Source organism: Chryseobacterium sp. OSA05B, assembly GCF_019970065.1.
In the GTDB taxonomy this organism is placed as follows: domain Bacteria; phylum Bacteroidota; class Bacteroidia; order Flavobacteriales; family Weeksellaceae; genus Chryseobacterium.
This window is the reverse complement of record NZ_JAHXYH010000003.1, coordinates 544,419-566,082: the sequence shown is the minus strand read 5'-3', so window position 1 is coordinate 566,082 and position 21,664 is coordinate 544,419. Positions and strand designations below refer to the sequence as shown.

The following is a 21,664-nucleotide window of genomic DNA, read 5'->3' as shown; positions in this document are numbered from 1 at the left end:
CGACAAGATTCCAGGGTATTTAGGATGAAGTGAAAAAGCAGTGATAGAGAGCGATTTAACGGAATTAGAAGTCCCATTGTATGCGCTGAATACCAATATAAATATTCAATTATAATTTATCATACGATTAATAAATATTTTATCGTTATTATTGTACAATATTTGAATTCATGAAAAATACGAAATGAATTTAAGAAGATCATAATTTTTTTTTAATGACAAGCAAGATTATAGGCGTCGGCAATTATATTCCGCCGGAAACAATTACAAATTTATTTTTTGACCAGCATCATTTTATTAATAAAAACGGAGAGTCATTAAAGGAAGCGAATGATATTATTGCCAGAAAGCTAAAGGAAATTACCGGCATCGAAGAAAGAAGGTACGCATCTGAACATCAGGTGACCTCGGATCTGGGGCTCATAGCAGCACAGAGAGCAATAGAAAACTCAAAAATAGATCCTGAAACATTGGACTATATCATATTTGCCCATAATTTTGGGGATGTTCGTTTCGGTACCGTTCAGTCGGACAGTGTTCCGAGTCTGGCCTCAAGAGTAAAGCATCTGCTGAAAATCAAAAATAATTTTTGTGTGGCTTATGATGTCCTTTTCGGATGTCCGGGCTGGATTGAGGGCGTTATACAGGCCAATGCTTTCATCAGATCAGGAATTGCAAAACGCTGCCTGGTTATCGGGGCAGAAACGCTTTCAAGAGTTGTAGACGTTCACGATAGAGACAGTATGATCTATGCAGACGGAGCAGGAGCCGCTATTCTGGAGCTCAGTGACGATAGCAGTGGAATACAGTCTCACTTATCGGCTTCACATACGTTAAACGAAAAAGATTTTCTGTATTTCGGAAAGTCATACAACAATGAAAGCTGTCAGGATACGAAATATATCAAAATGGATGGCCGTAAAATCTATGAATTTGCACTGGTGAATGTAGCGGATGCCATGAAAAAATGTTTGGATGCCAGCGGATATTCTATAGATCAGCTTGATAAGATCATCATCCATCAGGCCAATGAAAAAATGGATGAGGCTATCGTAAAACGTTTTTATCAGCTTTACGATCTTCCGATGCCGGAAAATATTATGCCGATGGTCATTAATAAATTAGGAAACAGCAGTGTGGCTACTATTCCTACTTTACTTGCAATGATCCTAGATGGAGAACTTCCTTCCCACGAAATCAAAGAAGGACACGTTGTACTGTTCGCTTCTGTAGGGGCAGGGATGAATATCAATTCATTTGTTTATAAATTTTAACTTATACACGATCAGAGAGGAATAGTGATGGCAGCCATCATATTTTGATCTCTTATATTGAAAAAGGCTCAGATTTTTATAATCTGAGCCTTATTTTTTGAAACGGATGAAATTTCACCGGATCTATGAAGACATCTATTTTTTTGTTTTTATACAATTGAATTATTGAAGATTATCTGCGAGCTGGTTTCTGCAAATTCATTCTCAGCCATTTTTATGGTAATGCTAAATGAGTGATTGTAGCAGCAGTTGCAATTTTTTAATACCAAAGCGGGACAGTGTATCTATACGGTGACGCTTTTTTTATGAGTTTAAGGGAGAGATTCATTTTGGCTACACGTTAGTCCAATTTGGCAACTCCGGAGTTTTTTCTAATTCTGACCTTTGTCTTGTTAATTTAATACATAAAAAAAAATGAAAACAATTTTTATAACAGGCGCTTCAACAGGATTAGGAAAAGCGGCTGCCCAATTATTTCAAAGCAGAGGATGGAACGTTATTGCAACAATGAGAAACCCAGAAGCAGACACGGAACTGAACGGTCTGGAGAATGTAACCCTGCTTCCGTTGGATGTCACCAATCTTGAACAGATAAAATCAACCGTTAAAAAAGCAATTGACCTGGGTAATGTGGATGTGGTTTTCAATAATGCAGGTTATGGGCTTATCGGACCTTTGGAAGCTTTATCTGATGGACAGATCTTAAAACAGCTGGACACCAATCTTTTGGGTGTAATCCGTGTAACACAGGCATTTATTCCTTATTTCAGAGAAAAGCAAAACGGAATGTTTATTTCCACAACATCCATTGGCGGATTGATCGCATTTCCTTTAGGTTCTACCTATCATGCCACCAAATGGGCGCTGGAGGGCTGGAGTGAAAGTTTAGCCTACGAACTGAACCGATTCGGAATTGATGTTAAAACAGTTTCTCCGGGAGGAATTAAAACTGATTTTGTAAGCCGTTCTTTAGATGCAGCAACGAGCCCTGCGTATGAAGAAATGACCAATTCTCTGTTCTCCAAAATGGAAGGAATGATGGAAGCTGCTTCCGAGCCGGTACAGATTGCTGAGGTAGTTTATGAAGCTGCTACGGATGGTAAAAAACAGTTAAGATATGTGGCCGGAGAAGATGCCCGGGCATTGTATGCACAGCGTCTTGAGCTGGGTGATGAGCTTTTCAGAGCGCAGTTCGGAAAACAGTTTATCTAAGAAATTTAAATAGGGAGACCGTATAAATATATGTTTTATACGGTCTTTTCAACCAAATATTTAATACATTTATATCATGGAAAAGAAAGATAATGCCCCTATGAAAATTTCATCCATATCGGAACTTCACAATCTGCTGAAGCTTCCAAAGCCCTTACATCCATTAGTAAGTCTGGTAGACAATACCCAAATGAGTGTGGATAAAGAAATGCTGAACAAAAGCTTCCTGATGAATTTTTATAAAATCTCCTATAAATTTTCCGAACACGGAAAGATGGGCTATGGACAGGGATATTACGATTTTAATGAAGGAGGCATGATGTTCACATCCCCGGGACAGATCCTTTCTACGGATGTAGATGCAGAATACTGTGGGTACACACTTTTGGTTCATCCTGATTTTATCCGGACTTATCCTTTGGCAAAGAACATTAAGAAATTCGGGTTCTTTTCTTATGATACGAATGAAGCCCTGCATTTATCCGATCAGGAGAAAACGGTCATCACAGGACTGCTGGACAATATCAGAAATGAGTTGAATACCGCCATCGATGAAGTTAGCCAGGATGTTATTATTTCCTACATTGAAGTTTTACTAAATTACAGCAACCGTTTTTATAAGAGACAATTTATTACCAGAAAAGCAGTCAACAGTGATCTGCTGTCCAAAATGGATACGGTACTCGAAGATTATTTTAATAATGAGCAGACCCTGAACCACGGTATTCCCACCGTAGAATTTCTGGCCTCTGAGCTTAATCTCTCCCCTCATTATCTGAGTGATATGCTCCGGAATCTTACCGGACAGAATGCCCAGCAGCATATTCACGAAAAATTGATTGAAAAGGCTAAAGAATACCTTACGGCAACCCGTTTTTCCGTATCGGAAGTTGCTTATGCATTAGGTTTTGAGCACCCGCAGTCATTCAATAAGCTGTTTAAAAAGAAAACGGACAAAACCCCTTTAAGCTACAGACAGTCATTTAATTAATAATCCTATCAATAGATTCAAAGCAAAAAGCCCGGCACGTGCCGGGCTTTTTGCTTTGAATCTAAACGTAGAAAAGTAATGCTTTTAAATGTCATATGAAATACCTAATAATAGGTAGAAAAAAATACTTTTTTTTAAGGATTGATGCTTTGTCAGCCTAAGGATACATTTGTAATAAAAAAACACTCCATATAAATCACTTCACCAAACCCATCATAAACAAATGAAAAAAATTAACTTTCTTTTAGCCGTTACCGTAGGAATTATGGCTTATGCGCAGCCTACGGTAACAAGATCAGGTGTTGACAGGATCAATGTTCCTGTTACATTCAGATCGGGAGATGTAACCTCTACAGCCATTACAGCAGGAGCTGCCGGTGCTAATGTTACATGGGATTTTTCTGCTTATACTACAGCTAATGTTGTCACATCTACCACCAATGCATGTCCCGGACAGACCAACTGCTTCAGGTTTCCTACAGCCAACAGAATTACGAATCCCATTGCCGCAGATACTTATGACTTCAACATAATGACCGATACGGAAGCTACCATGATAGGCTCCTACTTCGGACCGAGTCTGGGGGACGGAACTACAACGTATACAGATCCTCTCATCAGGTATAAGTTTCCGATAACGTATCAGCAGCAATTTAATGAAACCTATCAACTCAATACGGTTTCGACAGGTATAGGAAATACGAGCGAAGCAGGCCAGGAATCTTTTATTGCGGATGGTTATGGCACGGTTATTACACCTACAGGAACGTATACCAATGTTCTCAGAGTAAAGAGAATGAGAACCGCCACCCAGACCATGGCAGGGCAGCCACCTTTGTCCTATACCCATGAGTCTTACCAATGGATCAATCAGACTTCAGGAATGGTTTTTTCCTTTGGGATCAATACCTTCACTTTGAATGGAACTACGAATGTTTCGAAGGTGGTTTCTTACCTTGTTCCGGGTGCTTTATCAACCTCTGATTTAGCTATAAACAAGACCGGTATTTCAGTATATCCGAACCCAAGCTCAGATAAGATTACCCTGCAATCTGATGGAAACGTTAAAAAGGTCAGTATTACTTCTCTGGATGGAAAATCTGTTTTAAAAATAGAAAATAGGAAGAATATTGATATTTCAAAACTTCCGAAAGGGGTGTATATTCTTCAGGGAGAACTGCAGAATGGGCAAACGGTTTCAAAAAAAATAATCAAGCAATAATTTTAAATTTCTACTTTTTACAATAAAAACTGTTAAAAATCTGAAAGTCAGAAAAATTGTTATAGGTTGTGGATCAGGAATGAACATATGAATTAAATGGTTTGTTCATGCCTGGGTAATAAGTTTTCAGGTCTCATAATCAGACTTTCGGTAAGTGGTTTTTATAGGAACAGAGCTTTCAGAATACTGAATGCTCTTTCCGTTTTTAATGTAAATCTGTAACTCCTCTTGTGTAAATTTCGATTATTGGTTATCCCTTCAATTAAGAAGAAGCATGCTGGAGAATAGGAATAGCAGATTTTATATTGGATGTATTGATGAAATGCATTCATACTATGTAAACAGAACAAATCAAAAGCTGTAATATTGCAACTCAAATCAGACTAATGAAGACTAAGTTTCAGCTTCCACCGATTCCGGCCGTATTATTATCCATTGTCAGTGTGCAATGTGGTGCTGCCATTGCAAAAGGACTTTTCCCTGAAATTGGGGCAGCACCTACTGCTACTTTAAGGATTGGGTTATCTGCAATTATATTATGGATGGCTTTCCGTCCCAATATATCCAAACTCAATTTGAAGCAATGGAAATATGTCATACTTTACGGATTATCGTTAGGGGCAATGAATTTAATTTTCTACATGGCCATTGAGCGCATCCCAATTGGGCTGGGGGTGACTTTAGAATTTGTCGGACCTTTGGTTCTGGCAATTTTCAGCTCAAAAAAAATAACAGATTTTGTATGGATCATTTTAGCAGCCATTGGTATTGCATTAATTGCGCCGTGGTCGAGTAACGGATTAAACTTAATTGGTGTTTTATTAGCCTTACTCGCAGGTGGTTTTTGGGCAGCCTATATTATTCTTGGAGGAAGAATTTCTAAAATAATGAAAGGCGTTGATGCGGTTACCATTGGGATGTTCATTGCAACCATCTTTATATTACCATTTGGAATTTTTGATGGACGGCTCGCTCACCTTAATCCACAATTGATAGGTTTAGGCGCAGCACTCGCTCTGCTTTCCAGTGCTATTCCTTTTACGCTGGAAATAAATGCCCTTAAACAATTACCATCAAGAACTTTTAGTATTTTAATGAGCCTTGAGCCCGCAATGGCCTCTTTAGCCGCTTTCGTATTTTTACAGGAATATTTATCAGTTACCGAATGTATTGCCGTAGCCTGTGTGGTAATTGCGTCAGCGGGCTCTGCAATAACTTCCAAAGGCATAGAAGCTAAGTAGAATATTATTTTGAAAAATTAACAGGAAAACGCCAATTATCCTCTTGAACAAAGATCATTTTTGATCTAGCCATCTTTTGTAGGAGCTTGGAATGGTATTCTTCTAAAGCGATATTTGCCCTTGTGGGTACGGTTTGTATTATGCTCACTGATTCAAATGCCCAAATCCCTATGTCTGCTCAAGGATTGATTATACCTTTTCGTAAAGGTATGAGAAGGTGTATTGATGCTGCTACTTCTTCAAATTGTTTGGTATTACATTACTTCAACTTCAGTCTCTTTTTTCAGATTGTTAATGAAATCGGAGGGGGTTAGGCCTGTTTCTTTTTTAAACGCAGTCTGAAACACCCTATGATTGGCGTAGCCACATAATTCTGCCAAAGAAGTGATCTTATACTTCCTCAATACTGAATCCTCATACAGTTTCCTGGTAATGTATTCAATTCTAAGGCTGTTAATGTACTGATTGAAGTTCTTGTTCTTATAGGATTTTATGACTTCTGAAAGATATTTTGTATTGGTGCCAAAACTACTTGCCATACTAGCTATTGTAATATCGCTTTTTAGGTATTTTTCTGTTTTTTCAAATTTGGATATCTTACTCAATAATTGATTGACTGTTTCCTCAGCTATTGTTTTCGGAGCTTTTATTGCTTTTTCTTCATGCTTCTCCATTTCGTCCTTTCGGTTTTCTGACTCATGCTTTATTTTTGTAATGAGTTCCTGAAATCTCTGTTGTAAGACTTTATTCCTGTTTTTCCAATAGTACCAAATACCCCCACATCCTAGTATGATTAAAATGAAGAATATATATAAGTAGTTTCTGAGTGTGTTATTTTTTTCCGTATCCTTTTCTTTTTTGATGGCTTTGGTAACTTTATTCACTGAATGTTTTTCTACAGTTCTAATACTGTCCCTGAGCTTTGTAAGGAGTTGATTGTATTTTTTTCCTTCGAGGGTATTGTTTGTAGCCAAATAGGCCTCTGTTAAGATTTCGTAGAAAATTTCACGACCGGAAGGGGATGAAATTTTTCGCTCCAGTTCTAAGCCTTTCTGGGCATAGTGTATGGCCTTGTCATTATTTTTTTGGTCAAAATAAAAATCACCTGCGGTTCTGTATAGGTTCATTTCATTGAGTGAACTTATTTTCCTGTTTTCAGCAATCTTCAATGATTTTAAAAGATATGTCTCTGCCGTCCTTGGCTGGGCGGGCTGCATGATCCATAAATAATACAAGGTTAGGTTTGCCTGTATGGAAACAATCAAATCATATTTCTTTCCCAGTGCTATACTGGACTTTTTTTCGGATATTTTTTCTGCCTCCTCTAGCCCTTTTATGAGGTATAGACGTACGGAATCCGGTTGTTTCTTGCTCTGATCAAAATAACCTGAATAATTGGAATAAAATAAGCTGCTGTAATAATGACGAACATCATTGTCTTTGATTTTTTCCAAATATTTTTTTGAAGCCTGATATGCTTTATGGGAATCTTCCAGAAACCCCAAATCTCCCAATGAACCTGCCTTCATCTTGTACATATTAGATACTTGCTGTGGAGATGAATCTTCATTGATATGGCTTTCCAGGTCCGTTGCAACTTCAATGACTTTCTCAGAATTATTCAATGTAGAATATGTTCGCATCAGTTCAGTACCAATGGGGAATGCAACATTGTATTTATTTTCTTTTGCTGTTCTGTAGATTTTTTCCAGCTGTTTTATGGTAGTGTTTACGACACTTGTACTGCCGATCTTGTCTTGTATCTGGTGTAACTCGTTCTTTAATTGTTCTTCGGATATTTTCTGGCTTTTTCCTAAAGTGAATAGGTGTAGAATGATGAGGAATAAAATAGATTGATAAGTTCTCATTTGATTGGAATTCAATGGTAATTTTGTTTAAAATGGCGTTTTGACAAATATAAGGATATTTCAAGCAAGTGAGCCGTTGCAAGTTGGTTCAGAAATGATATAATATTGTAAAGAGTTACTGTGTTAAAATAAGCTGATTTATGAACTGTATACCGCTCTTGAGCATACTTCCTTTTATGATCACAGCTCCTAGTACTTTTGCGGTCATGCAAATCAGTAAGTTTTGAGAGTGTTTGTGAATCAATCAGAAGGGAAAGTTTTGCCTTGATAACAAGCAGAAATACCATTGCAAAATGGAGAAAAATATTTTTGACATTAAATAAGAGGTTATTCTCTTAATTTTTTTAACTGTGTAAAATAAAAAAACGTTTCTGTAAATTTTTGATTTTTATCAAGTCAAAACGGCTAAATTAAAATAGGGATTTGTACTTTCTATTTTTGAGAAAATTATATGAAATGCAACCACGAAACAATTCAAGCCAGGGTATTCGGTGTTTTACGGTATTTTTTTATCTCGGAATTATAATTACATAAATTAGCTGAAAGCAGGGATTTTCTGCAATAGTAGTTTTACATACTTTTGTGTTAAGTATTGCTTAGCAGCTGTATTTTGTCTGCACAAGAGGAAGATAATGCTCTTCAGGGATATTACGAAGAACTTGATCAGGGGGATCAAAAAAAATAATTGTAGAATTGGGTACTGAAAAGGACGCTCTATTAAACCTTTATGAGATGCACTTAAACAAAATATACTTTTCATTGCTATTGGCTGTAACTATTTTAAGCTGCAGCCCCAATGAAAAGACAAGTCAGCATAATAAGCAAATCAATACCCTTCACACCAATGACAATCCCGTAAAAGAGAAGGATACTCTTGTAGCGGATGTGAAAATTCCGGTTATTGACAGTATGGCAGTGCTCATTGCTTTCAAGAAAACGATAACAACAGACCAATTTATTAAAGAATTGGATATTGATGATCCGGATGGTTTGGGCGGTTCAATTTTTGATTCTGAACGGCCAATTCTGATTGGTGATTTGAATGATGATCATCAGGATGATGCTATTATGCCTTTTTCTATAGAAGGACGTCAGGGTGGCAATAATTGGGATGCACATTATGCTATTTTCATTAATAATGGTGGTGTTCTTGAATATAAATATTCATTTGATAGAGGAGGTGATCTTGCGGAAAGACAGACTGATTTTAAAAGTATAAAAAACGGTATCATAAAGGGTATGGAAGTACCAGGATTTCATTCTGAAGAAGGAAATAGTACTCCAGTAGATTATATGTACCGACCTACTGACCTTTCAGAAGTAGCTACTGCTTCAGAAGCAAAATGAGAAACGAATGAACAAAAATGAAATAATGACATCTGTCTTCCTTATTTTAATGAATTTATAAAAAAGAAATTTTGGGTTTGCCCAAAACAAACCACTCAGCCACTTAATTCCAAAGTCAGTCAGCGGTATTGGGGTAACAGTGGTGAGCTTATTAACCTCCTTAAATTGAATATAACAGATCATTTCGAGAGTGGGTATTGAAAAAAAGTATATTTCTAACGCAGTGACAGATTACTTTAAGAATTATCACAATACCGGATTTTGTGTGCAAAAAAATCGACAGACGTTTGTTGCTGTTCCACTATTCCATTCTATTGCATTTTATATTTAAACTTTAATAAAAACAGGAAAAAATTATTTAGATCTGGAACTTGGCTGGCTGTGTGATTATTTTGATTATACAGATAAAGCATAAAAGCAGCCATTGGTGACGATCAGGGTTATGCCGTCTGGCAATTGGGCGTCTACGCAGAATCCGGAACAGAAATGGAAATTAATATACCATTCTCTATTGAGTGTTTCGCAGACCACTTGAATTATAGCGAAACTTTTCTAAATCTACCTGAAATCTATAAGAATCACGAAGACTTCAGAGATAAGCTCCTGGCAGATAAGTACGCTAATAAAGCTATTTCAGTAGATATGACAATACAAGAATACATCTTTCCTGATCAACTTTTTAAAAGAATAAATAATAAAAAAGCAAATGAATTTGGATTATACCGGACCTTATATAATGATTACCTTACTTTTAAGCACAGTATTCTTTTTTTTAGGCTTAACAGGCTTCACAAATCCTCAGTTGTTTAAGAGAAAGAATTCATTGAAAGTACCTAATAGATTCGTTTTATTGTTGATTTTCTTCCTGATTTCGATTGGTTTTCTTATAACAGCAGTAGGCTTATTCGCAACACAAATTCATAAACGCAAATTGGCATACCATGAAAGCAAACAAGTATTATAAGATTTTAATTACTGTAATATTTGTGATAAGTATTTGTAATAGGCAAGAGAAAAAAGTAAAATTTTTAAATCATGATAAGTTTAGCTATTCGGGATTTATTTATAAGAATCCTGTAGAATTGAACTTTACCATCCTGGAAGACAATACGGTGATGGGTGAGATGAAATATCTAAACCAGAAGAAGCCAGTCCCCATAAAACTCATCGGAAATTTTAACAGCGAAGCGGAATATACTTAACTCTTACGTGAATTCAGAGGGCATGGAAATGATGGTTTTATCCGCATAAAATTTGATAATCTTCAGCAAAAATTAATTGGTGACTGGAGTTCGGGTAAATCCGAAGCCAATTATCCCATTGATCTTATTCTTAAAGACCATTCTGTCATACAGTCAACCACTTTGGGAACCTATGAATTAGAAGGATTATATGTGTATAATTATGCAGAAACAAGATTTGCCGGGACTTTTAAATTAACAAAAGAAAAGAATGGAACTTATACTTACTCAATGATTAGGACTACCAACAAGATAAACGGAAGCTTGGCAACAGCAAGAGGAAAAGATCTTGTGATAAAAGATAATCAGTGTATCATTAAAATTAATAAAACATGCAGATTTAAGGTTGACTTTTATGATGGATTTTTAAGGACATCTGCTATGGATGAGAATTTAAGCAGCTGCGGATTTAAAGGGACCGATATAACTTTACAAGGAACTTACGTAAGAATTGAATTAGAATAGAAATACTACTAAATTTAAAAAGATGAAAAAAAATTTAATAACAGCTGTGATTATGGCACTGGGAACCGTTACTCAAGCTCATGCACAGCAAAAGAATACAGGTAATAAGGCGGCCGTTGAGCAAAATGCTGTAAGGCAATCTAAAGATATTGAAAAAGCAAAAAACTGGATCATTTATGTCGTTGCCAGTACGCTCAATAAGGCCAATGGCCTTGCAGAAAATACCAATGAAGAAGCCGAGGGCAAGCATAAAGAAATTTATACTGACAAATATATGGCCTATAAAAATGATGCCATAGAGGTGGGAATGGAATGGAAAATGACCTTGAAAGAGTTTAAGAAGAAATGGGCTAAAGATTTTAACTGTGAATATGCAGGTATTGGTACAGGTTATCTGGTCTCAAACGGTGAGTATGGATTTATAGAAGTGACCCGTTGTATTTTCAAGGAAAAAATTGGAAATTCTTATCTGTTTGAAACAATAATTACAGATACAGAGGCTAAGATTAATTATAAGAGAGAGATTAGAGTAGTTCCTTCCGGAAATGCTTTTTTAATTGAAGATGTACTGGAGTATAAATAGCAACATAAATCTACAAACGAAGGATAAAGATTTGAAATATATCGGAATAGCTCATTTTCTTATCACCTTGCTGCTGCCCGTTACTATTCCTGTATACGATGAAGGGAGTATCAGTTTTGATGATGCTGGAATTTGGTACCTTTTATTTGGTTGGAGTGAGGCTCTTTTCTGATTCCTTGAATAGCAACAACAATTTTTCCCTGATCGTTGGGCTGCAGTGATAACCTTGCATCAGGTTTTGTAATGGCAGTACCAAGGTTAAGGCTGATAGGAATAAGTTCATTGTTCTTATATCCCTTTAATAAAGGCTCAAGTATAATTTTTTTAAAGGTTTGTATTAGAGGGCTTTCTGTTAGGGTAAAAAAATAGCAGAGAACATTTATAGTTCTCTGCTAATTATTTATATTGAGAAAAAGCTATTTAAGCTTTTATCTTAATTTAAGCTATTTTTACGTTAACTGCATTAACGCCTTTATTACCGTTTTGTAGATCGAATGTTACGACGTCGTTTTCACGAATATTATCTACTAAACCTGACATATGTACGAAAATATCCTGACCACCGTTTGAAGGTGAAATAAAACCAAATCCTTTGGCATCGTTAAAGAATTTTACTGTTCCTTGTTGCATTGTATTGTATTATAAAATTATTGTATTGACTGATAAATTGTTTTTTGGCTGTTGCCATAACTGCGATGATGATATCAAAACAGTTTTTAATTTAGGCTACGCGTACATTCACGGCGTTAACGCCCTTGTTGCCGTTTTGTAGATCGAATGTTACGACATCGTTTTCACGAATGTTATCTACTAAACCTGACATATGTACGAAAATATCCTGACCACCGTTTGAAGGTGAAATAAAACCAAATCCTTTGGCATCGTTAAAGAATTTTACTGTTCCTTGTTGCATGTATTGTATTATAAAATTATTGTATTAACTGATAAATTGTTTTTTGGCTATTGCCATCACGGTATTGATAATTACATCAAAACAGTAATAAATCGATTTGTGAACAAGAATAATGTGGGTAATGTTTAGAACCTTGAAATTATCAAGATGTAAAGGTACTGCACCTGTTATATTGACTACAAAAATTAGCGGCTGATAAAGCGAAGACTGATGGGGAATTATAAATTCAAGAATTTCAGAAGAAGCATCGGCAGGAGCCTGATTATTTTACAAATGTACACATAATTTATTGAAAACAAGCTATTTTCTGATTTTATTTTTTAGTGATAGGATTAATGCAAGTATAATATATCAAATTGCTTACTTAAATCGAAGTCTGCAGTCATTTAGGGAACATCTTGTAGCAGATAGTAAGATGCACATGTTCAATAAATTGTTCACTTAAAGAATTAAGATTTTAATATGGTACTTCCAATAAATAAGAAGTAATAAGGTAAATAAATTATTTGCTGGGATTTTATTTCTTACTATTCAGCAATTAACTATTCGATTAGGAAACTATTCTTTCAAATGCGTTAACAAAATTTGAGAGTGCAGCTTTCGTTTTGTCATCAGTTATTTTACCATTCTCATCTATTTTACCTTTTATTCCCGAAATTAAAAGCGTTGTATCGGCAGTGAAATTTGCCATTAATGTTTCCATGATTAGTTGTAATTCCAAATGCCCTTTTTCACCTTGAGCAGATGCTGTGATAAGACCTACAGGTTTTTCGGAGAATAATGTTGTTGAAACACACCATTCAATAGCATTTTTCAGACCGCTAGGAATACTGAAAACATATTCAGGTGTACAGATTAAAATACCGTCTGCAGTTTCTATTTCTTGTCGAAAGTCTAAGATTGCTTTTGGAGTCATTTCAATAGATAATTCCGGATCAAAATGTGGAAGTAATTTAAGCTCCTTAAAAACGCTTATATTAAAAAACTCTCTTGTAAGATTAACAAATATATCGATTAATTTTTGATTTGATGAATTGCTGCTTGCGCTTCCATTTATGACAAAAATATTCTTCATTATGTACTGTAAGTTTTGTTATATTACTTTTTCATAACAGTTGAAAACTCCCTTTCTAAAATGAATAGTTCCTGGAAGTTCATATCCTTTTTGAAGATAACCTGCATTAGCTGTATTGATTTGTTGGAAGCTGTGCTTATAAATCCAAATCTTTCATTGATGGCATATTAATTTCTTTAACGCAAGTAGCATTTGTAGTGCCGACAATAAATTTCAGGGCGTTAATAACATCGGCAAGAGGGATTAATTCCCCTTTATGTTTTTCTGTTACAATATCTATACCGTCTTCATATTCATACTCTGTCGCTAAATCTCCCAAATTAATTGCTGTTACTCCTATACTATGTTCTCTCAAATGCGTTCGTAATGAATGAATGATGCCTCGGATTGCAAATTTGGTAACTGAAAAAACTATTTCTTTCTTATTATGGTTTTGAAGACCTAATGTTGATCCAATAATGATAATCTTTCCGTTCTTTGATAGTTTAAGGTTCGGTAATAATGATTTAATTGATAAGAGGGAAGAGGTAATATTTGTGTTAATTATTTCTTCTATTTCATTATCGTCTAATTGTTCAAATTCGTAGTTTGATGTAAATCCGTTTTTTTCCCAAATTCCAACATTGTAAATTAAATAGTCGATTTTTTCTGCTCCTATAACCTCTTTAATGGTGGTAACTGCTTGTTGGGATTTTGATAAATCTGCTTGTATCCATATATTATTTTTGTCTGTCGCTTCACGGTAAGAAGGTTTAGTTCGGGATATTCCAAAAACTTTATCGTTCTCATCAGGTAAAAACTTTAAAATTGCTTTTCCTAGCCCTTTACTAACTCCGTAAATTAAGTAGGTATTTTTAATTTCTGTCATGTATTTTCTTGTATTGGTATTGCTTGTATCAGGCAATCCGTATCTATTTTAATTTGTTCACCAATTTACATAAATTTCAAAAATTTTGCTTTTCAAACACAGTATAATTTTATTTTTTTAGCTTAAATAGATCAAAAGAATTATATTGAGGATCGTAACCCGTCAAAAGTTTAGTCTTCTGAATGTCAAGTCGTTTATATGTATTATTGGAAATGGCATTTAATATTTCAAATTTTATGTTTTTAGATTCAATACATAGATGGAGGAGCTGATTTAAATCATCAGGATGCAGATAGGCGCTTAAATCCCGGGCATTCATTTCTGTGAAATCCTCAGGAAATTCATAGGCTCCAATTCTGAGACATATTGCAGTTAAATCACTGGTGGAACAATGGTAGGAAAGAAGGGTTTCTCCAAAACATTTAGAAACACCATATAAATTGCCAGGTTTTACAGGCATCTCGGTGTTAAGCTGAATGTCTTTTGGATAACCTTCTATCGTTTGTGCACTACTTGCATAAATAAATTTTTTACAACCCGCCGCAATAACTGCATCAATAACATTCTTTGTTCCAATGATATTGGCGTCTAGTAAATCATCAAATGTGGCATCGGGATTGGCAATACCACCCAGATGAATGACAATGTCCATATTTTCGCACGCCTTTATGAGGTATTCCTTATCCGTAAGATTTCCCTGGAAATATTCAATGGATGCATCTTGAATCTTGGGAGGATGGAGATCAAAAACTCTAAATTTATATTGATTTGAAAAAGATTTGATAAAGTGGCTTCCAATTTTTCCGGAGCCGCCAGTAATTAATATTTTGTTACGCATAAGTATTTGTTTATGAAATTATATAAGAAGTGTAAGATATTGGGAGTTGCAATTCCACTATCATTACTCGGATTAGGCAAAAATGACGAGTAGAAGAACTATAAAACACTTAGTGATGCTCACATGCAGATGCTACATGTTTCAATTGTTCTGCCTCTTCATTTTCTGTAATATTTTTAGGAAAGGTCACAAAACTAAGAATAAATGTCACTGTCAAAAGTAAAACACTTACCCATAAAACATACTGAACTCCGTAATAGGCACTTACTATCCCGCCGAGAAATGCACCTAAGGAAATTCCAATGTTAAAAGATGAAGTCAATAAACTGTTAACAAATTCCAGTGCATGATGCGGAACAGACTGTGTGGTTCTGATATTTGAAACCAGAAATCCTCCAGTATGAATCATTCCCCATAAAGACACGATGAGGACCATGGGCATAAAAATTCCTCCAAGATAATAAGCTAGAATCTGTACTGTCACTAAGAGCATTAAAAATAATCTTGAAGTCACAAGTACATTGCGATTCAAAGCTATTCCCATTAGCCAATTTCCAAGAGTTCCCATACCACCGAAAAGGAGCAGCATCATACTGATCTGGGCACCATCCATCTTTGTAATCTGTTCAAGAAAAGCAGTAAGATAGGTATAGCTGGCAAACATTGCTGCCAGAGTGGCAATGCTAGAAATCAGATTGAGCCACAAAAGAGGACTTTTCAATACGGCTAGCTGATTCTGTGTGGATTTTGGGTTATCTGCAGGAATAGAAGGGATGAAGAGCAACAGGCCGATAAAGGCAATTAAACTTATTGCACTGCTAAGAAAAAATGATGCCTGCCAATGATGGAAGAGATCCACGGCATAGGTTGTTAAGGGAATACCGAGTACCGTAGCTAAGCTTAATCCCAACATGACTGTAGATACTCCTTTTGCTCCTTTTTCCTTGAATGCAATAGCAATAGAAATATTCCAGAACAGAGGATGTAATATCGCAGGTAATATCCGGGCGATCATAAGCATCGTAAAATTAGTGGAAAATGCTGAGATGAGGTTAGAAAGAACAAATATGCTCATGACCAGACACAGCAGGAACTTACGGTTTATTTTGGTTGTAAATGAAGTGATAAAGGGTGAAGAAACGGCCACAGTTATGGCAAAGGCACTAAGCAGCCATCCTGCGGTATCGATTGATACACCGAATTGCCTGCTTATAGTGGGTAGGATACCGACTATCCCAAATTCAGTGGTAATAATACCAAAAGCGCCCAGTGCCAGAACATAGATTGATGTTTTCATGAATGATTACAATTTTGATGTAGCAAATTTGAACAGAAAAATCTAAAAAAATCAGTATATTTTAATGATAAATGGGTATTTTTGTCCTATGAAAAGAGAGAATATAGATCAATTGGTAAAGGTAGAATACCATCAGGCCGCAAACTGTCCCTTAAAAGACAGCCAATTCTCCTTTTTTCAGATTGTATATGTTATTTCCGGAAAAGGATTTCTTAAAATAAATGATAATATTTCTTCATACAGTGAAGGCAGCCTGATTCTCATTACACCAAATGACCAGCATTATTTGGAAATCATTGAAAACACGGACCTTTTGCTCGTGAAGTTCAGTGAGCGGTATGTAAAAGAGTATAAGTGGAACAGTATTAATTCGATGGAGTGTCTATTGTATGGCGCTTCCTTTTTGTCTGGATGTATTTTACAAAATAAACCGGACATCGTTTTGGTTGATTCAATCGTAACCTCACTGCTCCATGGTCTGAATCATCCTGACCTCTACCATGAGGAACTGACTCTACATTATGTAAATGCATTGATCGTGATAGCAGCCAGAAATATCTCAAAGATGAGAGCGGAGAATGTGGCTTCCAATGCTGATAAAAGAGTGCTGGATATCATTAATTATATCCAGGGAAATATCCATGATCCGGCATTGTTGAAGGTCTCTTCGATATCTCAGAAATTCGGGTTTTCTGAAAGCTATCTTGGGAGTTACTTTAAAAAGCAATGTGGAGAAACCGTACAGCATTTTATATTGAATTATAAAATGAGATTGATAGAGCACCGACTTCTTTTCAGCGATATGCGGGTCAATGAAATTGTAACTGAATTTGGTTTTTCAGATGAAAGTCACCTGAATAAATTTTTTAAAAAGCGACATCATATGAGTTTGACGGAATTCAAAAAGATGAAAAGGCCTAAAACACTGGCTTGATGATCCTGTCTTATTGAGTTCTCCGTATATTTTGTTTGAATGGGTAATGTCTTTGAATGCATTGAAGAGAAATATAAAATGTTATTCGACTCATATCTATTGGCTATCATTAGGTTTACTTTTATAAGCAGATTAGATCCTGTGCATTAATTTAGGTTTTCTCCTTATAGCTATTCCTTTAATATCGCTAAATCAGTACACTTTTTGGTGACGATTTACGCTGGAATTGTAATAATTAAGAACATGGGTGCTTTTTCCCCAGTGTTGTGTGTATTTTCTGAAATGCCTTTTCGAAATCAGGCTTTATGTTTCCAGTGATAATAGGTCCATCCTATTCCAAATAATCCGGAATAGGTTTCAATATCGAGATAGTTTCCTTTTTCAAACTTAGTATAGATTGTCCTTTTTACATGTATTACAACAGGCTTTGTATATTCTCTCAGTTGGTATGTATGCAAATAGTCAGAATCCTTTATTTTTTTAAAAAGATTAGTTTTGCTTGTAAGAATTTCATATTTCTTATTTTCAATAGTGAGAAATACTTTGTGGGTTAAAATTTCGGCTTTTGGGTGTAAGCCTGAGTGTTTCGTGGCTGATATATCCATCCAAAATGTGATAGGATTCATCTTTTCTTTGGGAATAGCCTTAAACTCATAGATTGTAGTTTCATAGGAACCTTCCGAATCATATTTTTCTTCGATAGAGCTGGTTTTATCGATGATTAAATATCCTTTCGATGATGGCTTGGAAAAGTCAAAACATACATTAACAGCTAAAAAGAATGGAATACTATAGAAACTCATCGTCTGTAAGATATTTTGAGTATTGTTTGGAATGTCTTTAGTTTTCAATTTAACAAAAAGCCCAACTATAAACGGTAAAAAAAATAAAATTAATTGGGTAATAAAAGTGAAATGATACCATTCAAAAATTTTCGTAATGATAAGACCATATAAAACGGGTGTGGTAAGAAATAGAAGTTTATAGCTGAGATATAGATCAATGTTTTTCCTGTCTGTATCATTCATGAAAAATCTTATCCAGGGAATGCAAAAAATGATCACACATAGACATTTAAATTGCAATGATAACGGATCTGAAAACAATAAAATAATACATAAAAATATTCTTGTAATAAGAGAAAATATAATCTTTGAAATCAGTCGTATATTATATTTGTCCATTAATTTTTTGAATAAATATAATATAATTTTTTACGGAATTGTAATTGTCGGAAAAAAAGTATGTGTTTTTTTGGCTCAAACAGAGTGTGGAGATGATAGCAGTTTGATCTATAAAACAACTGTCATAAAGAAATAAAAACCAGAAGTACTAATATAACTTATAGATCCATACTATTTTAGGGAGCCTATCGTTTACTTCTACTTTATTATTTAAATGTTCTGAATGAAATCCTTTTAGGTAGGCTCCCGTTTTTATAGTTGGTATTCAATTATCAACAGATTCTGGAATCATTCGTTATCGCTGATACAGATCTTATGTCATCCTTTTTATAGTCTGAATATCGTTATCCATAGGAAGTAAAGTGAGTATTCATAGGTCAATTTTCCATGATGAGTTTGTTCATAAAAAAGAAAGAAGATTAATTGTTAATCTTCTTTCTCCGTTTATTTCCCATCCGAGACATTAACCGTAAAATCTGCGGTATGCACTTGTCCGCCTATATTAAACTGGACCCACATTCTGTAAGTACCGGATTTTTCAATATATGTTTCCGAATAGATAGGAAAATGGTCATCTGACACAGGATGAATATGAAGGAAGTCTTTATCCTTTTCACTGATCATCACGATATGAGCAGATGCTCCCAGATAGGGCTGTAGATCATTTTCTTTTAATTTCCTGTTGTTTATTTCAACGGATATTTCCAAAGATTGTGTTCTGCTAGTTTTGAAATCATTTCCATTTTCAAGTGTCACCGTGTAACCATCAACTTTTGAAATCCAGGGATTAGAAAGCTCTTGGTAATTGGCTCTATAATTGCCCTGCACGTCAATTTCCTGCCTGTTGACAACCTGCGTCGCGCCACTTGGTTTAAAATCGGTAAATAAAAGGTACTTACCACCATTAGGAAAGGTCTCAATGATCACATAGGTACCGTTTGGCTGTTCTTCAGGATGTATATGGCGGAACCAGGTAAGATCTTCACTCACTGCCATTAAATGTACTTTCATTTCGTGGGAAATCTCTAAGGGTACATTCTGATTATTATTTTTAATGGCAAATGTCAATTGTGTTGGTACTCCAGCCTCCATAGTTTGTGGAAAAGTGCTTAGCTGTACCTGATATTCGTTTGAATTCTCCTGATGAGAAGCTTTCAGATCCATTCCGCATTTTGGGCATCGATCTCCCTGTTGGCCTGTTACCTCAGGATGCATAGGGCAGGTATAAACATTTTTATGATCTGTATGATGGGTGTTTTTCATATGCTAATGGGGTTTTACTGATTAATAGATTCTCTTTTTAAGAATCAAGAGGCTCTATTTTAAAGCCTGCTTTCTGAACAGCCTGTATTACTTCCTGTTCGCTGCCTTCTGTTGATATGGTAAGTACTTTATCTTTATGATCGATATCTACTTCCCAATTACAAACACCATCGGCATCATTTAGAAAAGGAGTTACTTTTGTTAAGCAACCGCCACAGTTGATATTGGTTTTGAACTGAAAATTTTGAGTATTGTTTTCCATTGTTTTAAATTTTAATTGTTTTACTGATACAAAGGTGAGCAAAATAAGAGTGCTCCTTTTTGCGCTATTTTCGATTTGATTTGTAAGATTTACTGATTTACTGAAACCGGACCTCAAACAGATATCTGAAGTCCGGTCATAATTGGTTACTTAAGGGATTTGATGGAAAAAGCAGCAAGGATAACAGCAATTGCAGAGACAACAGCTGCTGATAAAAATGCAGTTTGGAATCCTTCGTTAAGAGCAGTAGTATCAGTAGCGCCAGTGATTTTAAGAGCATTGGTTTTTGCCGCCGAAATAGCGACTACAATAGCCAGGCCCAAAGCTGAACCCACCTGATAACTTGTATTCACCAACCCGGAAGCAAGTCCGGTTTCTTCCGGCTTGGAACCAGACATTGATGCAATAGTTCCTGGAATATAGGCTAATGACATTCCTAAAGCACCCAATAAAGAAGCAGGCAGTACATTAACCAGGAATGTTCCATCCGGAGGTATCATACTAAACAGGAGAAGGGAAGCGGTAAGGGCCATCAATCCTGCTATCAGATTGGTTTTAAAACCAAATTTAGTGACCAGTTTACCTGTAACCCCAACCATAAGAAGCATAATGGCAATGGTCATAGGCAATAATGCCAATCCACTGTTAAAAGCTGAATAATGCAAAGTCTGCTGCAAATAAAGATTCAGAAAGAACCATAAAGGTATCCACGCTGCCGCCAATAAAGCCATGACCAGATTGCCCGGTGACAGATTGGGAACTTTAAATATACTAAGCGGCACCAAAGGTTCCTTTTTCTGCTTTTGGATCATCAGGAAGATAATCAATAACAGGATGGAAAGGGCCAGCAGTCCAATAGTCTGTAGGGATTTCCATCCTGCACCTTCAGCTGATACGATTGCATAAACGGCCAATATCAATGCTGCCGTGGCAAAAATGGCCCCTGTGATATCCACTTTTCCTTTTTGAGTACTTCCTTTAAACAGAAGGTTTTTGCTAAAAAAAAGTACTGCAATTCCGATAGGAATGTTAATAAGGAATACCCAATGCCATGAAAGCCATTCGGTAATTGCTCCGCCAAGGAAAACTCCTGCAGAACCGCCGGCCGCTGCAGAGGCACCCCAAAAACCTAATGCTTTATTGAGCTCTTTGGGATCAGTAAATTTGGATAAGACTAAAGTAAGCGCTGCCGGAGCGATAAAGGCAGAACCTAAGCCCTGCAAAGCCCTTCCGGTATTCAGTGCTGCCTCCGACCAGGCCACGCCTGCCAAAAGAGATGCCGCAGAAAGAATACCAAATCCCCACATGAAAATCTTACGGGCACCAAACAAATCAGACAAACGGCCGCCAAGAAGCAAAAAGCCGCCGAAAAGGATCACATAGGCGTTAAAAATCCATTGCAGACCACTTTGAGAATAGCCAAGGTCTGCTTTTATGGCAGGCAGGGCTACCCCAATAATGGAGGTGTCCATAATTACTATAAATTCTGCTGCGCACAGTAAAAAAAGGGCCGACCAGCGTTTGCTGTATGGGGCTGTTTTGCCCATGGTCTGTGTTGTATCTGTTATCATATTTTTTATTATTTA

General features: G+C 35.9%; 21 protein-coding genes. 9 read left to right on the top strand and 12 right to left on the bottom strand.

Features of this window, described 5'->3' with window-relative positions; genetic code table 11:
- Nucleotides 1-215: 215 nt before the first annotated feature.
- The 5 genes from LC419_RS14775 to LC419_RS14755 all read left to right on the top strand — a co-directional run bounded on the left by LC419_RS14775 (nt 216) and on the right by LC419_RS14755 (nt 5,940).
- Nucleotides 216-1,274, top strand: a complete 1,059-nt coding sequence (locus tag LC419_RS14775) for a 3-oxoacyl-ACP synthase III family protein (RefSeq protein ID WP_223608084.1) — start codon at nt 216-218, stop codon at nt 1,272-1,274.
- A gap of 414 nt (nt 1,275-1,688) precedes the next feature.
- Nucleotides 1,689-2,486 (top strand): SDR family oxidoreductase, encoded by a 798-nt coding sequence (locus tag LC419_RS14770; RefSeq protein ID WP_223608083.1) that lies wholly within the window; start codon nt 1,689-1,691, stop codon nt 2,484-2,486.
- Between the two features lie 76 nt (nt 2,487-2,562).
- Complete coding sequence (locus tag LC419_RS14765; RefSeq protein WP_223608082.1) at nt 2,563-3,477, top strand: AraC family transcriptional regulator; 915 nt, start codon at nt 2,563-2,565, stop codon at nt 3,475-3,477.
- Nucleotides 3,478-3,700: 223 nt separating this feature from the next.
- Nucleotides 3,701-4,699: a T9SS type A sorting domain-containing protein gene (locus LC419_RS14760; RefSeq protein ID WP_223608081.1), complete on the top strand. Its 999-nt coding sequence runs from the start codon at nt 3,701-3,703 to the stop codon at nt 4,697-4,699.
- 386 nt (nt 4,700-5,085) lie between these two features.
- The gene (locus LC419_RS14755) at nt 5,086-5,940 is read left to right on the top strand and encodes a DMT family transporter (protein ID WP_223608080.1); all 855 of its coding nucleotides are present in this window, start codon (nt 5,086-5,088) and stop codon (nt 5,938-5,940) included.
- A 254-nt stretch (nt 5,941-6,194) separates the two neighbouring features.
- Here LC419_RS14755 and LC419_RS14750 read toward each other — a convergent pair whose 3' ends face one another.
- Nucleotides 6,195-7,808 (bottom strand): AraC family transcriptional regulator, encoded by a 1,614-nt coding sequence (locus LC419_RS14750; RefSeq protein ID WP_223608079.1) that lies wholly within the window; start codon nt 7,806-7,808, stop codon nt 6,195-6,197.
- Between the two features lie 732 nt (nt 7,809-8,540).
- Between LC419_RS14750 and LC419_RS14745 the strand changes: the two genes are divergently transcribed.
- The 3 genes from LC419_RS14745 (at nt 8,541) to LC419_RS14735 (ending at nt 11,444) form a co-directional block, all read left to right on the top strand.
- The gene (locus LC419_RS14745) at nt 8,541-9,155 is read left to right on the top strand and encodes a hypothetical protein (protein WP_223608078.1); all 615 of its coding nucleotides are present in this window, start codon (nt 8,541-8,543) and stop codon (nt 9,153-9,155) included.
- 1,364 nt (nt 9,156-10,519) lie between these two features.
- Nucleotides 10,520-10,861 (top strand): hypothetical protein, encoded by a 342-nt coding sequence (locus LC419_RS14740; RefSeq protein WP_223608077.1) that lies wholly within the window; start codon nt 10,520-10,522, stop codon nt 10,859-10,861.
- Nucleotides 10,862-10,883: 22 nt separating this feature from the next.
- Nucleotides 10,884-11,444, top strand: a complete 561-nt coding sequence (locus LC419_RS14735) for a hypothetical protein (protein ID WP_223608076.1) — start codon at nt 10,884-10,886, stop codon at nt 11,442-11,444.
- Nucleotides 11,445-11,554: 110 nt separating this feature from the next.
- Here the strand turns inward: LC419_RS14735 and LC419_RS14730 are convergent, their stop codons facing one another.
- The 7 genes from LC419_RS14730 to LC419_RS14700 form a co-directional block, all read right to left on the bottom strand.
- Nucleotides 11,555-11,761: a DUF4099 domain-containing protein gene (locus LC419_RS14730; RefSeq protein ID WP_368734504.1), complete on the bottom strand. Its 207-nt coding sequence runs from the start codon at nt 11,759-11,761 to the stop codon at nt 11,555-11,557.
- 121 nt (nt 11,762-11,882) lie between these two features.
- Nucleotides 11,883-12,074, bottom strand: coding sequence for a cold-shock protein (locus LC419_RS14725; protein ID WP_223608075.1), 192 nt, complete (start codon nt 12,072-12,074; stop codon nt 11,883-11,885).
- Between the two features lie 91 nt (nt 12,075-12,165).
- On the bottom strand, nt 12,166-12,357 hold the full coding sequence (locus LC419_RS14720) for a cold-shock protein (RefSeq protein ID WP_223608074.1): 192 nt from the start codon (nt 12,355-12,357) through the stop codon (nt 12,166-12,168).
- A 550-nt stretch (nt 12,358-12,907) separates the two neighbouring features.
- The gene (locus LC419_RS14715) at nt 12,908-13,432 is read right to left on the bottom strand and encodes an NADPH-dependent FMN reductase (protein ID WP_223608073.1); all 525 of its coding nucleotides are present in this window, start codon (nt 13,430-13,432) and stop codon (nt 12,908-12,910) included.
- A gap of 136 nt (nt 13,433-13,568) precedes the next feature.
- Nucleotides 13,569-14,300, bottom strand: a complete 732-nt coding sequence (locus LC419_RS14710; RefSeq protein WP_223608072.1) for an SDR family oxidoreductase — start codon at nt 14,298-14,300, stop codon at nt 13,569-13,571.
- A gap of 109 nt (nt 14,301-14,409) precedes the next feature.
- Nucleotides 14,410-15,138 carry an NAD(P)-dependent oxidoreductase gene (locus tag LC419_RS14705; protein WP_223608071.1) on the bottom strand — a complete coding sequence of 243 codons (729 nt, stop codon included), beginning with the start codon at nt 15,136-15,138 and terminating at the stop codon, nt 14,410-14,412.
- Between the two features lie 109 nt (nt 15,139-15,247).
- Nucleotides 15,248-16,435: an MFS transporter gene (locus LC419_RS14700; RefSeq protein ID WP_223608070.1), complete on the bottom strand. Its 1,188-nt coding sequence runs from the start codon at nt 16,433-16,435 to the stop codon at nt 15,248-15,250.
- Between the two features lie 88 nt (nt 16,436-16,523).
- Here LC419_RS14700 and LC419_RS14695 point away from each other — a divergent pair, with 88 nt between their 5' ends.
- Nucleotides 16,524-17,369, top strand: a complete 846-nt coding sequence (locus tag LC419_RS14695; protein ID WP_223608069.1) for an AraC family transcriptional regulator — start codon at nt 16,524-16,526, stop codon at nt 17,367-17,369.
- A 296-nt stretch (nt 17,370-17,665) separates the two neighbouring features.
- Here the strand turns inward: LC419_RS14695 and LC419_RS14690 are convergent, their stop codons facing one another.
- The 4 genes from LC419_RS14690 to LC419_RS14675 all read right to left on the bottom strand — a co-directional run bounded on the left by LC419_RS14690 (nt 17,666) and on the right by LC419_RS14675 (nt 21,649).
- On the bottom strand, nt 17,666-18,397 hold the full coding sequence (locus LC419_RS14690) for a hypothetical protein (protein ID WP_223608068.1): 732 nt from the start codon (nt 18,395-18,397) through the stop codon (nt 17,666-17,668).
- A gap of 600 nt (nt 18,398-18,997) precedes the next feature.
- On the bottom strand, nt 18,998-19,816 hold the full coding sequence (locus LC419_RS14685) for a heavy metal-binding domain-containing protein (RefSeq protein ID WP_223608067.1): 819 nt from the start codon (nt 19,814-19,816) through the stop codon (nt 18,998-19,000).
- Between the two features lie 37 nt (nt 19,817-19,853).
- Nucleotides 19,854-20,078 carry a heavy-metal-associated domain-containing protein gene (locus LC419_RS14680; protein ID WP_223608066.1) on the bottom strand — a complete coding sequence of 75 codons (225 nt, stop codon included), beginning with the start codon at nt 20,076-20,078 and terminating at the stop codon, nt 19,854-19,856.
- 146 nt (nt 20,079-20,224) lie between these two features.
- Nucleotides 20,225-21,649, bottom strand: coding sequence for an MFS transporter (locus LC419_RS14675; RefSeq protein ID WP_223608065.1), 1,425 nt, complete (start codon nt 21,647-21,649; stop codon nt 20,225-20,227).
- Nucleotides 21,650-21,664 lie beyond the last annotated feature (15 nt).

Excerpts from the sequence above, each read along its gene's own strand:
- LC419_RS14775 (WP_223608084.1), top strand. The coding sequence starts at position 216 with ATGACAAGCAAGATTATAGGCGTCGGCAATTATATTCCGCCGGAAACA.
- LC419_RS14770 (WP_223608083.1), top strand. The coding sequence starts at position 1,689 with ATGAAAACAATTTTTATAACAGGCGCTTCAACAGGATTAGGAAAAGCG.
- LC419_RS14765 (WP_223608082.1), top strand. The coding sequence starts at position 2,563 with ATGGAAAAGAAAGATAATGCCCCTATGAAAATTTCATCCATATCGGAA.
- LC419_RS14760 (WP_223608081.1), top strand. The coding sequence starts at position 3,701 with ATGAAAAAAATTAACTTTCTTTTAGCCGTTACCGTAGGAATTATGGCT.
- LC419_RS14755 (WP_223608080.1), top strand. The coding sequence starts at position 5,086 with ATGAAGACTAAGTTTCAGCTTCCACCGATTCCGGCCGTATTATTATCC.
- LC419_RS14750 (WP_223608079.1), bottom strand. The coding sequence starts at position 7,808 with ATGAGAACTTATCAATCTATTTTATTCCTCATCATTCTACACCTATTC.
- LC419_RS14745 (WP_223608078.1), top strand. The coding sequence starts at position 8,541 with ATGCACTTAAACAAAATATACTTTTCATTGCTATTGGCTGTAACTATT.
- LC419_RS14735 (WP_223608076.1), top strand. The coding sequence starts at position 10,884 with ATGAAAAAAAATTTAATAACAGCTGTGATTATGGCACTGGGAACCGTT.
- LC419_RS14725 (WP_223608075.1), bottom strand. The coding sequence starts at position 12,074 with ATGCAACAAGGAACAGTAAAATTCTTTAACGATGCCAAAGGATTTGGT.
- LC419_RS14720 (WP_223608074.1), bottom strand. The coding sequence starts at position 12,357 with ATGCAACAAGGAACAGTAAAATTCTTTAACGATGCCAAAGGATTTGGT.
- LC419_RS14715 (WP_223608073.1), bottom strand. The coding sequence starts at position 13,432 with ATGAAGAATATTTTTGTCATAAATGGAAGCGCAAGCAGCAATTCATCA.
- LC419_RS14710 (WP_223608072.1), bottom strand. The coding sequence starts at position 14,300 with ATGACAGAAATTAAAAATACCTACTTAATTTACGGAGTTAGTAAAGGG.
- LC419_RS14705 (WP_223608071.1), bottom strand. The coding sequence starts at position 15,138 with ATGCGTAACAAAATATTAATTACTGGCGGCTCCGGAAAAATTGGAAGC.
- LC419_RS14700 (WP_223608070.1), bottom strand. The coding sequence starts at position 16,435 with ATGAAAACATCAATCTATGTTCTGGCACTGGGCGCTTTTGGTATTATT.
- LC419_RS14695 (WP_223608069.1), top strand. The coding sequence starts at position 16,524 with ATGAAAAGAGAGAATATAGATCAATTGGTAAAGGTAGAATACCATCAG.
- LC419_RS14690 (WP_223608068.1), bottom strand. The coding sequence starts at position 18,397 with ATGAATGATACAGACAGGAAAAACATTGATCTATATCTCAGCTATAAA.
- LC419_RS14685 (WP_223608067.1), bottom strand. The coding sequence starts at position 19,816 with ATGAAAAACACCCATCATACAGATCATAAAAATGTTTATACCTGCCCT.
- LC419_RS14680 (WP_223608066.1), bottom strand. The coding sequence starts at position 20,078 with ATGGAAAACAATACTCAAAATTTTCAGTTCAAAACCAATATCAACTGT.
- LC419_RS14675 (WP_223608065.1), bottom strand. The coding sequence starts at position 21,649 with ATGATAACAGATACAACACAGACCATGGGCAAAACAGCCCCATACAGC.